Source organism: Anabaena azotica SJ-1, assembly GCF_047275885.1.
Lineage (GTDB): Bacteria > Cyanobacteriota > Cyanobacteriia > Cyanobacteriales > Nostocaceae > Trichormus_B > Trichormus_B azotica_A.
Genome location: NZ_CP178454.1, coordinates 3,366,114 through 3,382,033, shown reverse-complemented (window position 1 = coordinate 3,382,033; position 15,920 = coordinate 3,366,114). Strand labels below are relative to the sequence as shown.

General features: G+C 41.8%; 16 protein-coding genes and 1 tRNA gene. 9 read left to right on the top strand and 8 right to left on the bottom strand.

From position 1 onward, the window contains the following. Positions 1-25: 25 nt before the first annotated feature. The 4 genes from ACLLO5_RS14970 (at position 26) to ACLLO5_RS14955 (ending at position 3,634) form a co-directional block, all read left to right on the top strand. A complete protein-coding gene (locus ACLLO5_RS14970; RefSeq protein WP_413171303.1) occupies positions 26-604 on the top strand; it encodes a thioredoxin family protein in 579 nt (192 codons plus the stop codon). Between the two features lie 463 nt (positions 605-1,067). Beyond that, positions 1,068-1,796 carry a UMP kinase gene (gene pyrH / locus ACLLO5_RS14965; protein WP_013189740.1) on the top strand — a complete coding sequence of 243 codons (729 nt, stop codon included), beginning with the start codon at positions 1,068-1,070 and terminating at the stop codon, positions 1,794-1,796. Beyond that, the gene (gene frr / locus ACLLO5_RS14960; RefSeq protein ID WP_413171302.1) at positions 1,783-2,331 is read left to right on the top strand and encodes a ribosome recycling factor; all 549 of its coding nucleotides are present in this window, start codon (positions 1,783-1,785) and stop codon (positions 2,329-2,331) included. Before pyrH ends, frr begins: the two co-directional genes overlap by 14 nt. Positions 2,332-2,512: 181 nt before the next feature. Further along, on the top strand, positions 2,513-3,634 hold the full coding sequence (locus ACLLO5_RS14955) for a geranylgeranyl reductase family protein (RefSeq protein WP_413171301.1): 1,122 nt from the start codon (positions 2,513-2,515) through the stop codon (positions 3,632-3,634). 190 nt (positions 3,635-3,824) lie between these two features. Here the strand turns inward: ACLLO5_RS14955 and ACLLO5_RS14950 are convergent, their stop codons facing one another. The 3 genes from ACLLO5_RS14950 to ACLLO5_RS14940 form a co-directional block, all read right to left on the bottom strand. After that, positions 3,825-4,685 carry a CPBP family intramembrane glutamic endopeptidase gene (locus ACLLO5_RS14950; RefSeq protein ID WP_413176099.1) on the bottom strand — a complete coding sequence of 287 codons (861 nt, stop codon included), beginning with the start codon at positions 4,683-4,685 and terminating at the stop codon, positions 3,825-3,827. Positions 4,686-4,876: 191 nt separating this feature from the next. After that, positions 4,877-5,314, bottom strand: a complete 438-nt coding sequence (locus ACLLO5_RS14945) for an AbrB family transcriptional regulator (RefSeq protein WP_013189735.1) — start codon at positions 5,312-5,314, stop codon at positions 4,877-4,879. Between the two features lie 455 nt (positions 5,315-5,769). After that, positions 5,770-5,901: a hypothetical protein gene (locus ACLLO5_RS14940; protein WP_413171300.1), complete on the bottom strand. Its 132-nt coding sequence runs from the start codon at positions 5,899-5,901 to the stop codon at positions 5,770-5,772. 914 nt (positions 5,902-6,815) lie between these two features. Between ACLLO5_RS14940 and ACLLO5_RS14935 the strand changes: the two genes are divergently transcribed. Then, on the top strand, positions 6,816-7,820 hold the full coding sequence (locus ACLLO5_RS14935; protein ID WP_413171299.1) for a succinate dehydrogenase/fumarate reductase iron-sulfur subunit: 1,005 nt from the start codon (positions 6,816-6,818) through the stop codon (positions 7,818-7,820). A 229-nt stretch (positions 7,821-8,049) separates the two neighbouring features. Here the strand turns inward: ACLLO5_RS14935 and ACLLO5_RS14930 are convergent, their stop codons facing one another. From ACLLO5_RS14930 to psbX, 4 genes are all read right to left on the bottom strand, one after another. Next, the gene (locus tag ACLLO5_RS14930) at positions 8,050-8,577 is read right to left on the bottom strand and encodes a TolB family protein (RefSeq protein ID WP_413171298.1); all 528 of its coding nucleotides are present in this window, start codon (positions 8,575-8,577) and stop codon (positions 8,050-8,052) included. 117 nt (positions 8,578-8,694) lie between these two features. Beyond that, on the bottom strand, positions 8,695-9,249 hold the full coding sequence (locus ACLLO5_RS14925; protein ID WP_413171297.1) for a TolB family protein: 555 nt from the start codon (positions 9,247-9,249) through the stop codon (positions 8,695-8,697). A gap of 46 nt (positions 9,250-9,295) precedes the next feature. Further along, entirely contained in the window at positions 9,296-10,237 is a 942-nt protein-coding gene (locus ACLLO5_RS14920; RefSeq protein ID WP_413171296.1) for a Ycf66 family protein, read from the bottom strand. Positions 10,238-10,540: 303 nt separating this feature from the next. Continuing rightward, on the bottom strand, positions 10,541-10,660 hold the full coding sequence (gene psbX / locus ACLLO5_RS14915; protein WP_013189728.1) for a photosystem II reaction center X protein: 120 nt from the start codon (positions 10,658-10,660) through the stop codon (positions 10,541-10,543). Positions 10,661-10,883: 223 nt separating this feature from the next. Here psbX and ACLLO5_RS14910 point away from each other — a divergent pair, with 223 nt between their 5' ends. After that, entirely contained in the window at positions 10,884-11,177 is a 294-nt protein-coding gene (locus ACLLO5_RS14910) for a YggT family protein (RefSeq protein WP_413171295.1), read from the top strand. 133 nt (positions 11,178-11,310) lie between these two features. On the opposite strand, the gene accC is transcribed toward ACLLO5_RS14910, so the two are convergent. Next, a complete protein-coding gene (accC, locus tag ACLLO5_RS14905) occupies positions 11,311-12,657 on the bottom strand; it encodes an acetyl-CoA carboxylase biotin carboxylase subunit (RefSeq protein ID WP_413171294.1) in 1,347 nt (448 codons plus the stop codon). Positions 12,658-12,904: 247 nt separating this feature from the next. On the opposite strand from accC, the gene ACLLO5_RS14900 reads away from it, so the two are divergent. The 3 genes from ACLLO5_RS14900 (at position 12,905) to ACLLO5_RS14890 (ending at position 15,908) form a co-directional block, all read left to right on the top strand. After that, positions 12,905-12,985 (top strand) — tRNA-Leu (locus ACLLO5_RS14900). 166 nt (positions 12,986-13,151) lie between these two features. After that, positions 13,152-13,769: a chorismate lyase gene (locus tag ACLLO5_RS14895; RefSeq protein ID WP_413171293.1), complete on the top strand. Its 618-nt coding sequence runs from the start codon at positions 13,152-13,154 to the stop codon at positions 13,767-13,769. A gap of 432 nt (positions 13,770-14,201) precedes the next feature. Further along, positions 14,202-15,908: a DUF3352 domain-containing protein gene (locus ACLLO5_RS14890; protein ID WP_413171292.1), complete on the top strand. Its 1,707-nt coding sequence runs from the start codon at positions 14,202-14,204 to the stop codon at positions 15,906-15,908. The last annotated feature ends 12 nt before the right edge of the window (positions 15,909-15,920 follow it).

Below are 15,920 nucleotides of genomic sequence, written 5' to 3'. Positions count from 1 at the left end.
TCCTAGTTCCTTTGGACAAGACAAAATGATTATACTAGAAACAATAGATACTCCTATTGGAAGTTATGCTCCTGATTTTGAGTTGCCAGGAGTTGATGATCATGTCCATCATCTGAGCCGCTATAGAGAAAATTTACGCGCCGTATGCGTAATTTCTATGTGTAACTTCTGTCCCTATGTGGTCCTATATCTAGACAGGCTAAAAAGGATTCAAACTGAATTCTCCGCTGATGGTTTTACGCTCATTGGACTCAATAGTGCTAATGGTAACAATGATGTGAGTGGTGAAGCAGAAGTTGGTGCTGTGTCAACTTTTGAAAACATGAAAGCTTTTGCCCAGCAACATGAGTTAAATTTCCCTTATCTATGGGATTCAACCCAAGATGTGACTCGCAGTTTTGGGACGATCAGTACACCAACTGCTTATTTAATTGATAGTGAAGGAATTTTGCGTTACAAAGGTCAAATCGACAATCACCCGGCTCATCCATTGGTAGAGGGAGTAGATTATTTGAAAAATGCGATCGCCGCTTTATTTCAAGGACAAGAAATCCAGCCAGCACAAACACAACAGATTGGTACACCATTAATATGGCGTAAATAGACATATTGCATTATAAGATAGCTAATTATCTAACTATTTCCTCTGAATCTACATACAACAGGAGTCAGAAGTCAGGCGTTAGGAGTCAGGAATCAATTCCTACTAAATAATTTATAGTTAACAGGTGGGATTCATCATCAAAATCATGTTCATTATGTTGCACTTAACTCAACCGATTTAAAACTCAAGACCCGTGTTTATCAATGTCAGAATATTCAATGTTCAACGTTTATAATCACGATAGATAGAGATTAAAACAAGGTTAATAACTTGTTGAATGCTCCATAATGAATTTGTACGCCAGGCTCTGGCGGAAGTTACGCCCGTAGACAAGAAGTAGCCTTCTACCTTGGTGGAAGCGGGAAATAAACAACAATGTATGGCTTGCGTCAAGCGGCACTACCAGCATTGTATAAGTTTTATTGAGCAGGCAATTGCAACTTATTTGATAAAGCGTGACTTCATGGGAACGAATTACCGACGGGTTTTACTTAAACTAAGCGGTGAAGCCTTAATGGGCAACATGGGCTATGGCATTGATCCAGAAGTAGTCAAGGGAATAGCTCAAGAGTTAGGAGAGGTAGTAGCCACTGGCGTTCAAGTTGCTATTGTCGTTGGCGGCGGCAACATTTTTAGAGGCGTTAAAGCCGCATCGGCAGGAATGGACAGGGCGACAGGTGACTATATAGGGATGATTGCTACAGTAATGAACGCCATGACGCTGCAAGATTCCCTAGAAAGAATAGGGGTACAAACGCGGGTACAAACGGCGATCGCTATGCAAGAATTAGCAGAACCGTATATTCGTCGTCGTGCCATTCGCCATTTAGAAAAAGGACGAGTGGTAATTTTTGGCGCTGGTTCAGGAAATCCCTTCTTTACTACAGATACCACTGCCGCCTTAAGAGCAGCAGAAATTGAAGCAGAAGTGATTTTTAAAGCCACCAAAGTAGACGGAATCTACGACGCTGACCCCGAAATTTATCCTGAAGCCAAACGTTATTCAACCCTCACCTACACCCACGTTTTGGCCAAAGATTTGCGAGTCATGGATAGTACCGCAATTGCCTTGTGTAAAGAAAATAATATTCCCATTTTGGTATTTGACCTAACGGTGCGAGGAAATATCCACCGAGCAGTAATGGGAGAATCTATTGGCACCCTTGTGGGAGGTTCTTGTGAAATTAGCTGAAGCTGAAAGCAAAATGCAAAAAACTGTTGAATCAACTCAACAGGCTTTTAATACAATTCGCACTGGTCGAGCCAATGCGAGTCTATTGGATAAAATTCAGGTGGAATATTATGGTTCACCTACTTCCCTGAAATCATTGGCAAACATTTCCACACCTGATGCCTCAACAATCCTGATCCAGCCTTATGATAGGAGCAGTTTGAACATTGTTGAAAAGGCAATTTCCTTGTCAGATATAGGTATAACCCCTAGTAATGACGGTTCTGTGATTCGTTTGAACATTCCGCCATTGACAAGCGATCGCCGGAAAGAATTTGCCAAATTAGCTGCTAAGTATGCTGAAGAAGGGCGGGTAGGCATTCGCAATATCCGCCGTGATGCCCTCGATTCTATTCGTAAACAAGAAAAAGCTGCGGAAATTTCCGAAGATGAATCACGGGATCAGCAAGACAAACTGCAAAAACTTACCAATAAGTACACAGAAAAAATTGATCACCTGTTAACGGAAAAAGAAAAAGACATCACAACTGTCTAAGCGGGTGTAGGGTTGATTGGGCAGGGAGCAGGGGAGCAGAGGAGCAGAGGGGAATAATGTATTTATCATCTGTTCCCTGTTCCCTGTTCCCTATATTTATTGAAACTTTACCAAAAATTGGAAACCCTTATATATACTTGAAAATCAATTAATTAAAATAAAAAGCAAAAATTTAGCCATTATGTACGACTGCATCATCATCGGTGCTGGGCCAGCGGGTGGAACAGCAGCATATCATCTAGCCAAGCGGGGACGCTCAGTATTAGTTTTAGAAAAAGAATCCCTGCCCAGATATAAACCTTGTGGTGGTGGTGTGTCACCAGCGATCGCTCAATGGTTTGACTTCGACTTTAGCCCCGCCATCTCCGTCAAAGTAGATTCCCTCCGATTTACCTGGAAACTAGAAGATCCCGTAGAAGCCAAAATCGGCATCAAAGAACCAGTCTGGATGGTGCGGCGAGATGTTTTTGACCATTTTCTAGTTCAACAAGCCCAAAAGCAAGGGGCAGAACTAAAAGACAATACAGAAGTCACAGGCATCGAATTTAAAGGCGATTATTGGCAAGTAAACACAGCTAATGGAATCGTTACAGGTCGTTACTTAATTGCGGCTGATGGAGCAAAAGGCCCAATGGCAAAATGGCTAGGGTTTAAAGACCGTAAACGCCGTTTAGCAGGAGCATTAGAAGCCGAAGTTCCTGCCGAAGTTGTCAACAAAAACATGGCACACTTCGAGTTTGGCTTGCTGAAAAACGGCTATATTTGGAACTTCCCCAAAGCTGATGGTTATTCTATTGGTGTAGGTACATTTATTGGTGGCGAACCTCAAGACTTTAAGAAAATTTTGGATGAGTATGCCAAATCCTTTAATCTAGATGTCAAAACTACCAAGCAATACGGTCATCCCATCTGTTTGTGGGATGGTAATCAAAAGCTACATACCCAAAATGCCGTTTTAGCTGGTGAAGCCGCTTGTGTAGTTGACCCATTTACCGCTGAAGGTATTCGCCCCTCAATATTTAGCGGTGTTCTCGCAGCACAATTTATTCATGATGCTTTGAGTGGTGATATCAACGCCTTAGAAAATTATACTCAGGCCATTAATGAACAATGGGGAACTGATATGGCTTGGGCGCAAAAATTAGCCGGTACGTTCTATCGTTTTCCTAGTATTGGTTATAAGGTCGGCGTTAAACGTCCATCTGGCGCTCAAATTATGGGCAAAATCCTTTGTGGTGAATTGCGATATGGCGATGTAGTCGGTCGCGCCTTAAAGCGGTTAATCCCTGGCTTTGGTGGGTAGAAGGCAGGAGTCAGAAGGCAGGAGGCAGAAGGCAGGAGGCAGAAGGCAGAAGGCAGGAGGCAGGAGTCAGGAGTCAGGAGTCAGGAGGATAAGAAGAAAATATTTCTCCTCTGCTCCCCTGCCCCTCTGCTCCCCTGCTCCCCCTGCTCCCCTGCCCCTCTGCTCCCCTGCTCCCCATCCCCCTGTTCCCTCAAAATAACAACCAAATAATTACTCCTGTTCCCAAAACGCATAGAACCCCAGCTAAACCAGCTAGGGGTTTTTTGTTTTTACCTGTCAACCAGTCTGAGGCTTTCCCTGTGTAGGTAATGAGTTCTGCTGTATCTATGGTAGCGATCGCCCACACCCAACCAGCATGAAGTCCCCAAGCTATCCCTAAATTATTGCCATCAGCCAACCTGGCCACAACTAAAACCATTCCCATTAGCCATAATCCTGGAATTTGGGGTAAAGTTTCCCGTTGTTCCCACACTAAATGTAGTAAAGCAAAAATCAAGCTAGAGATAATCGCCGCCATCCAAATTGCATAATCCTTCTCCAGGGTAGTCAACAAAAAACCCCGAAAAACCAACTCTTCTATCCCACCTACAAACAAAGCCACCAAAGAAATTGGTAGCAAAATAGATGGTATTAATTTAATATTTGCCTTTTCTAAATAGCACCAACCCAGCCAAAATTGGCAAGTAAACACCATTACCAGCCCCAATACACCCAAACCAAAACCCAGCAATAAAGAAACCCAAATAGTATAGTTCCCTACTAAGCCATAATCAGCAAAAGATCCCAATCCTAGCCGATTAACTCCCCAAAGAATTAAAGGTACTAATAAATAAAGAGATACCAATAAAGGTATTTTTTGCTCTGGTTGTAAAGGTTTATTAACTTGCCAATTTAGGACAACAGCAATTATCCCTGCTAATGGCAACCAACACCCTACCCAAACAACGAAAAAAGCCATGACAACAAACACTACTGGCGCATTTTTCAAAAACGCCAGTAACGTATTGACTGATGGCTCTAAAAGTGATAAAAAGGCAAACAAAAAAATCACGATGGACTTCTGGTTAAAATAGAGTTCTTGATGATTATTCAAGACTCTACTACAATTTATGACTTGTTTAAGAGGTCGAATCGTATTTTGTTGTGTGAATAAATTCTTAACCTACAAATACTGTTTATTTGTAGCAGTAGGGACAAGTTATTAAGCATTCACTTCAAACTTACCCCTACTTGTAGAGAAATTTAATTCTCTTCTTCATCTTCCAAATCTGCTTCGTCAGCGTCTATATCTGGCGCGGTTAATTTTTTATCACTTTCACCTAACTGAATCAAGTGAATATGCTTGTAACCTAGTCTGATTTCAAACTCATCACCAGGCTTTAAACCCATTGCTTTGGTGTAAGTAGCACCAATAACAATCTGACGATTTTGATGAACACTCACCCGATATGTCGGTTCGCGACCACGGCCATCTTTAGGTGCTTCTGGACTCAGAGGAATACCTCTAGCTGACAGCAAAGCATCATAAAAATCAGTGAGATTTACACGAACCTGGTTATTCTTAGTAACGGTGTAATAGCCGCACTGCTTTGCTCGTTCTCGGCGTGGTAAATTAGAAAGCTCTTTTACTTTAGCCAGCAGTGCTTTTCCAGTTAATGGGGCGGTTGCAGTTTCAGTCATTATGCTCAAATTTTCCTTAATTTCTCAAAGCTGATCATCAATCTAGTCTTATTCTTTGTATTTGGCTTCTTAGCCAATTTACAGAGCTACTGAAGACTGGAGGGTGATATATGAATTCCTGCTGATGTAAGCGGACAAAGTACCTCTATAAATGGTTAGATTATCCATATTAAATTAGAGGTCATGGTTGTCACAGACATTTATTTAGGTGATTTTACAACACTTTTAACCATCATTCGCCATTAGAAATTCAAGTATTTTATCTTTTGGCGCTATTGTAGTGGTGTATTTTTAACCCACCTTTACAAATCAGGTTAGTTCTACTCCAAAAAAGTCGTAGAAACAATAAATTGCAGGTTTTCCACTTCTATTGCTTACCTTTGTTGAGTTTAACTTGTCAGGGTATCCCTACTCGTCGTCTCAATCTGTGGACAGCATAGTATTTGTTGGTGGTGTTATGGACAGACACCCTTTTGTCCAGCCAGCAGAGACATGAATTTTCTTGCCTCTACATTACGAATAAACAAAGCAGCCACCGCCGCACTTGTACGGTGATTGGTACTGGTTTTGTGAGTTCGTAATTTCATATTAAATACTATCATGGACTAATAATAGCAAAATATTTATTTAAATTAAAAATCAATTTGCAATTTAATTTTTTTCTAGATCCCTGGACTTGGGCAGCGAAAAAGCAGTGGAGATTTTTTAAAAGGCTTTATGCTGTCATGAGTAATGAGTCAAGACTTTTATAAAAATTAATCTGATCGAGACGAGGAGTTTTGAGTGAGTTAAGCGCAGGTTTTATTGATATAGATGAAACGAAAAGCAGGGGGTATTTTACGCCATGTTTATTACCATCAGCCAAAATCTCTCCGATTATTCTGCACATCTAGGGGAAAAATCAATTTACCACATCTATCCCCTGCTTGATAGCCATGACTAAATTATTTCTGCCGCTTTAACACTTCTATATATTTAAAAAATTTTTGCTTCACTACTGCTTGAAGACTTTTTTTAACTAGGGCTTGACGAAAGAAGTGTGAAGTATGGACAGTAAACTTGTGATTGACAGATGGATCATCAATGTTTTTTTGATTATTAGGGGTAAAGCGCATTGCTTATTGCCTACTTACCTAGCAGCCTGGATCAAGATTAAGGGTTGAATTAAAACTTTTTCCCTTTCCCTCTGAAGCCAAAGGTCTTGTACCATTAATTTTTCCTCTCATCTGACTTGCAGGATATAAATTTCACCCGCGGCACTTCTACAACTAAAATTTGAATGGTTATCCTAGAAATGGAATCATGAATGCCTTGAGCGTCTTCCCATAACAGAATTTTGGATTCACCCCAAGGATCAATCCGGGGGCTTGTACCATGAAGTAATTATTGGTCAGGTTATTAGCCACTGATCTGAAATAAATGGCTAATTTTTGACAACAACCTGCTTGTACTGATGATTTTTGCAGCAGGTAAAGCAATTTTAAGAATTTGGTTGGTAATAATGGAAGTTATTTTTAAGATTATTCGGCAACAAGAAAACTCTGCGCCTATGGTGCAAACTTATCCTTTGCAGGTAGAACCAGGAAATACAATCCTCGATTGCCTGAATCGGATTAAGTGGGAACAAGATGGAACTTTAGCATTTCGCAAAAATTGCCGTAATACTATTTGTGGCAGCTGTTCCATGCGAATTAATGGACGTTCGGCTTTAGCCTGTAAAGAAAATGTTGGCAGTGAATTGGCTAGATTACAAAATATCCAATCACCAGAAACCCAAAATAAGACTATACACGAAATCACGATCGCGCCTTTGGGTAATATGCCTGTGATTAAGGATTTGGTCGTGGATATGAGCAGTTTTTGGCATAACTTAGAAGCAGTTGCGCCTTATGTAAGTACAGCAGCACGACAAGTACCAGAAAAAGAATTTTTGCAAACACCACAAGAGCGATCGCTCCTCGATCAAACTGGTAATTGTATTATGTGCGGTGCTTGTTATTCAGAGTGCAACGCCCGTGAAGTTAATTCTGACTTTGTTGGACCCCATGCCCTCGCCAAAGCATATCGCATGGTGACAGATTCCCGCGATAGTAATACAGAAAATCGCTTGGAAAACTATAACGAAGGCACTAAAGGAGTTTGGGGTTGTACTCGCTGTTTTTACTGTGACTCAGTTTGTCCAATGGAAGTAGCGCCATTAGAACAAATTACTAAAATTAAACAAGAAATTCTCGATCGCAAACAAGCCAGCGATAGCCGTTCAATCCGTCACCGCAAAGTATTGATAGAGTTAGTGAAAGCAGGTGGTTGGATTGATGAACGCCAATTTGGTATCCAAGTCGTTGGTAACTATTTCCGCGACTTAAAAGGATTACTCAGTCTTGCACCTCTAGGTTTGCGGATGCTTGTCCGGGGTAAATTTCCCCTCTCCTTTGAACCCTCAGAAGGTACAGAACAAGTCCGATCGCTCATCGAATCAGTTAGTCAGGTGACAGGTGACAGGTGACAGGGGACAGGGGAGCAGGGGAGCAGGGGAGCAGGGGAGCAGAGGAGAAATATTTTCTTCTTATCCTCCTGCCTTCTGACTCCTGACTCCTGACTCCTGACTCCTGACTCCTGACTCCTGACTCCTGACTCCTGCCTCCTGCCTTCTGCCTCCTGCCTCCTGCCTCCTGCCTTCTGCCTCCTGCCTTCTGCCTCCTGCCTTCTGCCTCCTGACTCCTGACTCCTACTATTTACCTTGGTTGTTGTGGGATATTCAACTGTTGTCCAGAACGGTCATAGAGTAAGATATCCCATTGCCCATTATTGCTAAACTCAAATGCGATCGCATTACCATCAGCACTAATTGTGGGATTACGGATTTCGGCTTGTAGATTAGCAGTTAAATTCCTGGATTGGCGTGTTTCACGGTCATAGAGAAAAATACTTGAGCGCCCCATACGACTGGCAACAAACACAACATAACGACCATCTTGAGTAACAGAAGGATGAGACGCGATAGTATCAAAAGTATTTAAACCCGGTAAATCCACTAAACTCCGTGTCACCGTATCAAACATATAAACATCTTGGCTACCCCGACGATCAGTAGTAAATACAATATATCTTCCAGAAACTTGCGGATTTAACTCTGAAGCCAGACTATTCAGACCCCGACCACCTGGATCAAAAGGATAACTTAATATACGTGGGTAGCCAAAACACCCAGTTAATAAACTAGAGCTTAAAAATAAAATAATAGGTAATTTGTAATTGGTCATTGGTCATTGGTCATTATTTATTGGGTTGTTAAACTCCTTCTTTCTTCTTTCTTCTTACTTCTTCTTTTTTCCTTCTTCCTCCTGACTCCTGACTCCTGACTCCTGACTCCTAAATTTTTAATTACTCACCGTTGAACCATTGGGAATATCTAACTCCACAGTCGGACCCCTATCTAAAACTTCAACATCCCATTGTCCACGACTAGCAGATTCAAACACAACATAACGTCCATCAGGACTAATATCAGGATTTCTCACCCAACCGCCATAGGTAGGAGTAAGGATTTGGGATTGCTGCATAGCGCGATCGTAAAGAGCTATCACTGGTCTACCGCGATCGCTAGTTAAATAACAAATATAACGACCTGTATAGCTCAAACTAGGGCTTTCAGCAATAGTTTCTCGCCGATTTAAACCCGGTGTAGAAATAAAACTTTGCGTTTGCAAATCGTACATCAATAATTGCTGATTACCATTTCGATTAGAAACAAACGCCAAAAAGCGACCATTTCCACTTAAAGCTGGTTGTTCCTCAGTAAAACGACTATTGAGCGAAGAGACCCCAAGAGGAATATCACCAGAACTACAAGACACAAGCAAACCAGTCAAACCAAAAACAAGGCTCCAATGAATGCGTCTTTGGAGCCACAATGTCAAAGTAAATGTTTTCACATTAACCGTTTTCCGTCGCCTTTGAAACTACCATCACCCAAATGTCTTAAAACCCATCGTCAAAATCGTTAGCATTATCTGAACCATCATTTGGCTTTTCAATTGGATTATATGGTACATAATCAGTGGGAATAGCCTCATCATCCCTTTCTGTGCGAGGAGAAGAATCAACGGGTGGACGGCGCTTTCTCGTTCTAGGAGCAACATCTTCCTCACTGCTGGCTGGACGCTGAGGTCTATTACTACTACTACTACTACTACTACTGCGACGTGGCGTTTTTCTTACTTCCTCCTGGGGACTTTCCCAGTCATCAACTTCCCTAGAAACAGAACCCCAATTTTCCTGTTCATAACTTTCACTAGGGCGATTTACCAAACGGCCAGAACTAGTACGACGTTTCCTTTCTGTAGTTTCAGGTTTTTCTCGATTATTGTTACTAGTATTGCGACGTTCTGAACGACGGGGAGCTTGATCCTCATAGTAATCCTCACGTCCTGAACGCTCATCTTTGCTACCACGAATTTTAGCACGTACAGGACGATCTTCTTCCTCTTCCTCGTAATAAGGTAGCGGTTCTAAATCATCCATCTCTGCTTGATAAGTTCGACGATCAGAGTAAGAATATTTTCTGCTTACCTCTCGCTCATCATCCACAATCGGAGTATTTCGTTTCGCTTGTTGGGTAGCTATACTCCTAAGACGAATACTTTCAACCGCAAAAAATACAGTAGTTCCAACCAACAACAACTGACCAAATTGCAAAATCGGGTCAAGTCGCCATCCTTGAAAAATAAGAATAAATCCGCATAACAAACCCACTGCCGCAAAAAAGATATCCTGATCTCGTGACAGTTCGGGACGCACAGTGCGGAGAAAATACAGTGCTGCCCCAGCCACAGCCAGGAAAATTCCCAGAATACTGGCTGAGTTCGCTCCAAAATTTACCTGAGCCAAAACACTGGCTGAGTTCAGCCCAAAATTTATCATTGCTGTTTTCCCAATATCAAATCTATATTAGCGAGTCAACATTAAAATCACTACTCTAACTACTGAAAATATATTTAAGCTCCAAAGCATCTGGCAAAGAAGCTTTGAAGCCATTTACCCTTATTGCGAGGGATTAGGGACTGGGAAGATGGGAGAGATGAGGTAGATGGGGAGGATGAGGAGGATGAGGGGGATGAGGAGAATAATATATTACTTCTTGCCTCCTGCCTCCTGCCTTCTGTCTCCTACCTCCTGTCACCTGTCACCTGTCACCTGTCACCTGTTCCCTATTCCCCAAAAACTTTAAGAACGTTGAATTTTATCTTTCTGACTGATGAAAATCAAGCCAACAGTGGCAGGGATTACCACAATAGCAGTACCCCAAACCAGACTCCAAAGAAAATTTGCTAAAGAGGGTGTCATAGTTCTCAACCTTTTTTTACACAGTTCATTTTAATTTTAATGGTGTATCACTTTCTTGAGAAGCCATTAACAGTTATCTGTTATTTGTGACCTGTTCGAGAAAATGACAGCATTTGGTTACAATGTGAGAGAGAATGCTTTACAAAGTTTAAACTTTTCTGGCTTACGCCCCCAAGTTTTTTTCTGATTTGATTTCTTCACAGATAGATAGTAACTCAAAGCCATGACTGGTGTTAACCTGACTGTTTGGATTCTCGGTCCCGTTTTGGGAATCATGACCTTTTTATTTATTTTCCGCATCATTCTCACTTGGTATCCACAAGTGAATCTCAATCGGTTGCCCTTCAATCTCATAGCTTGGCCGACAGAACCATTTTTAGTGGTATTGCGAAAGGTAGTACAACCCATAGGTGGGGTAGATATTACCCCCATCATCTGGGTCGGTATTTTCAGTCTTATCCGTGAAATTTTACTAGGCCAGCAAGGATTACTGACCATGATGGCTCGTGTGAGTTAGGAGGCAGGAGGCAGGAGGCAGAAGGCAGGAGTCAGGAGTCAGGAGTCAGGAGGATAAGAAGAAAATATTTCCCCCATCTCCCCTGCTCCTTTTCTTCTTCTCTGTCACCTGTCACCTGTTCCCTGTTCCCTAATTACTGCTCTTTCATTTCCTGGACAAAATTGGTGTAAACGTTGCCTTGTAAAAACTGTGGGGTTTCCATAATTTTTTGATGAAAGGCAATAGTGGTGGGTAGTCCGGTGATTGCACACTCTCTCAATGCCCTTTTCATACGGTTAATAGCTGTGGCTCGGTCGGGACCCCACACAATTAGCTTACCGATAAGGGAGTCGTAATAAGGCGGAATTTGGTAATCTGTATACACATGGGAATCAATTCGCACGCCGGGACCTCCGGGGGGTAGATAGCCGCTGATTTTGCCAGGGGACGGACGAAAATCATGTTCTGGGTCTTCGGCGTTAATACGGCATTCGATCGCATGACCTCTTAAAACCACTTGGTCTTGGGTTAACTTGAGTCTTTCACCTTGAGCAATGCGAATTTGTTCAACGAGTAGGTCTATCCCCGTAACCATTTCTGTAACTGGATGTTCAACTTGAATCCGGGTATTCATTTCCATGAAGTAGAATTTACCGAATTTATCCAACAGAAACTCAATGGTACCAGCCCCAGTGTAGTTAATGAATTGGGCGGCTTTCACGGCTGCTTGTCCCATTTTTTCTCTGAGTTCTTCATCGAGTGCTGGGCTGGGAGCTTCTTCTAAAAGTTTTTGATTACGTCGCTGAATAGAACAATCTCTCTCGCCTAAATGGATAACATTACCGTAGTTATCCGCTAAAATTTGAAATTCAATGTGACGTGGACGTTCAATAAATTTTTCTATATAAACGCCGGCGTTACCAAAAGCTGCTCCTGCTTCTCCTTGGGCTGCTAGAAAAAGTTTGACAAATTCATCTTCAGAACGAACAAGCCGCATACCCCTGCCACCACCACCTGCTGTGGCTTTAATCATCACAGGATAACCAATATCTTTGGCAATTAGCTTGCCTTCCTGTTCCGATTCTACTAAGCCCTCGCTGCCTGGTACAGTAGGTACTCCTGCTTTTTGCATGGTTTCTTTTGCTGTGGATTTATCACCCATTAAGCGAATGGCTTCAGGAGTCGGTCCAATAAAAGCAATTTGATGATCAGCACAAATTTCTGCAAATCGGGCGTTTTCTGCCAAAAAGCCATAACCGGGATGAATAGCAGTAGCACCGCGTGTTAAGGCAGCGGCAATAATATTGGGAATATTCAAATAACTTTTACTGCTGGCAGGTTCGCCAATACAAACGGCTTCGTCAGCAAGTTGGACATGGAGAGCATTCCGGTCAACGGTGGAGTGAATGGCAACCGTCGCGATTCCCATTTCTTCACAGGCGCGGAGAATGCGAAGAGCTATTTCTCCCCGATTGGCAATTAAGATTTTGTCAAACTTCATTTTCAAGCTGCGATATTAGTACCAGTAGATTGACATTCTCTCCTATCCCGTGGGAATAAAGCTGTCGCATTACTGCAAATTCTCACAAATTTATTAGGGAACGGGGAACGGGGAATAGGGAAGAAGTGAATAATTTTCTCCCCATCTCCCCACACCCTATTGTCTGATTAAAACATTTTGGGAAAAAACTGGAAAATATTTGCTTTTATCAATTTTTTATGCTATATTATGGTTCTAGTCAACTTGTGCGGATGTGGCGGAATTGGTATACGCGCACGCTTGAGGTGCGTGTGGCTTTGCCTTGCGAGTTCGAGTCTCGCCATCCGCATTTTTAAATTTTGAGCGATTTTGTTGCTCAATTTATTCATGATCAGCTGCTCATTTTATCTTTAACTTTTTAATGATGAATTTGTCAGCATATTTTACCCAGTCTCCCAATAGGAATCTGGGTTTTTTGTGCTTTCATAGAGATAGGTGAAGTTTTGTAAATAAAATTGACTACTATTCTTACGCCCACAAATAACTTAACACTGCCAACCGATTGGCATCGCCTAAATCCTATTTGGCAAGGTGGAGAAGAGGATATTCAAAAAGGTTTGCCTCACACGCAGTTAGCACCAGCATGGCAATTACTGCTTTTGGGTGATGGTTCTCCAACCAGACACTTACAATTACTCACTTGTGATCCAATAGAAGTGGATGTGATTGATATGTCTTTGATTGGCATGAGTTCGGATCATGCTCCTAGTTTAATTCAAGCTGTTCCAGGGCCAAGACTGCGCCGACAGGTATGGCTGTGTACTCCCTCTGGTCAACGTTTGGGTTATGCTACTTCCTGGTGGGAGGCTAGTCATGTTGATGAGTTCTTGCAAAACCGTTCTTTACCGATTTGGGCTAGTTTAGCTCGTATCCGTACAGAGTTGTATCGGGATATTAGAGGAATTTACTGTGGTTACTCAGCCCCATTGGAGTCCGGCTTTGATGAAGTTGGTCCTTTTTGGGGTCGCCATTATTTGTTTTGGCATCATGGACAACCTCTAACTTTAATTTATGAGGTTTTTTCACCTTATTTAACTAAATATTTGGGTCAACAAGAAGGGTGTAAGGTGTAGGGTTTTATATCATTGTGGCAGAAGGAAGAATGATCCTTTTGCCTTTACTTTGGTGAAATTTTCCAAATCGTGTTAAAAACAATATCTATTAACAATAGAACAGGGAACAGGGAACAGGGTTGAAAGTCTTGTTTTAGGGCGGGGAGTATGTCAATTCTGTAAGAAGTCGGGTATCTGAGACAATTTAGACGATTATAAACTGATTGAAGAAGGCAGGAGGCAGGAGGCAGAGGGCAGAAGGTTTTGTTTAGAAGGGGATTCCGACCACTCATTCACAAGAGCCACCAATTGAAAATTTGGTGGGGGTCTTAAACCCTTGCTCCCTTTGGTCGCGGCAGAGGACACAGGCCAGTATTCCTTCTGCCTCCTGCCCTCTGCCTTTCTTGATAAATTCAATTAGTAATTTTTCTCAATTATAGGTATAAGTTGCACATGACACTACCTATTGTGTCTGAAGTGATGAAGAAAAAAAAGAAGCCGTCTCTGGTGCTGACATTATCAGCGGCAGGGTTATTGATTGGTGTAGGCAGTTGTGCTTATTGGTTTTTGACCCAAGGACGACCGTTTTCTAGAAATTTGCCAGTGGGTGCAAATATTATTCCTCAAGATGCTTTGTTTGCAGTTTCTTTGACAACGGATACTAAACAATGGCAAAAGTTACGGGAGTTTGGGACTCCAGAAACTCAAAAGGAGTTGGATAACAATTTGGTGCAGCTGCGCGATCGCTGGTTAACTAATAATGGCTACAATTTCGAGCAGGATATTCAACCTTGGGTGGGTAATCAAGTCACCATTGCTGTTTTGCCTCCCCCAGTAGTCAAGCCAGTGCTAAAACCAGTTGCAAGTGAGGTTGATATTCCTGATAAGCAATCAATGGTGATGGTGTTGCCAATTAAAAACCCAGAAATTGCTAAAAGCATCTTGGCACAACCCAAACCCCTCAAACAAGGTAAATGGATTGACCTTACCTATCGGGGAATCCCCATTAAACAAACTGAAGGACAAGCTGGAGAAAAGCTGTCAGCAGCATTAATAAATGAGCAATTGCTTGTAATTACAGATAATGCTAAAGCCACTGAAAAAACAATTGATGCTTATAAAAATCAAACATCTGTAGCAACATTAGGAGGCTTTGCCGAAAATTTTTCAAAAACGTCTAGTTATCAACCGTTTGCTCAATTTTATATCAATGTACCCTTGGCTGCCAAAATAGCGGCGACAGCCCCTAATCGACGTTTACCTGTTCAGGTTCTTGCCCAACTTCAGAATAATCAAGGTTTAGCGGGAACTGTCACTTTAGAATCACAAGGAGTACGTTTAAAGGGTGTGTCTTGGCTAAACCCTAATAGTCAAAGAGTTTTGGCGGTAGAAAATCAAGCTGGAAGTATGCAAAATCGCCTCCCCAGCGAAACTTTAATGATGTTGTCTGGTAGTAACTTAAAGCGGTTGTGGGCGGACTATGTTTCTACTTCTGGGGGAAATCCTTTATCACCAATTAAACCTGAAGAACTGCGCCGGGGTGTAAAATCTTTAACAAATTTGGATTTAGATCGAGATTTGCTGAGTTGGATGAAGGGGGAATTTTCAGTTTCGGTAATTCCTAATACTCCACCAGATGGTTCACCGGATAATTTTCGGGCTGGTTTAGTATTTATGGTTAAAGTTAGTGATGCTAAGGCTGAGGTACGGAAATCGGCTGAAACTGCTTTACAAAATCTTGATGATGTGGTGAAAAATCAATACCAGTTTAAAGTCGAGTCAGCTACTGTTGGGGGTAAACCCATTGTTAACTGGATTTCACCTTTTGGGACTTTAACTGCTACTCATGGTTGGTTAGATGACGATGTGGTTTTTTTCGCCTTCGGCGCTCCCATCAGTGATAAAATTCTTCCGAAACCTAACAATACTCTAGCCAGTAGCCTCCCTTTTCAACAAACTGTTCCCAAAGAATTAAATCCAGCCAAGGGTCAATTTTTCTTGGATATGGAACGGACTGTTAAAAGTTTTCCTTTCAATACTGGATCTCCTGGTCAACAAGCATTACTTTCTGCTATACGAACTATAGGTATAACAACTGCTGTCAACAATAATCGTAGTCAGCAATATGACATTTTTATGGAATTGAAAAAAAGTAAATAGTTGGGGGAGATG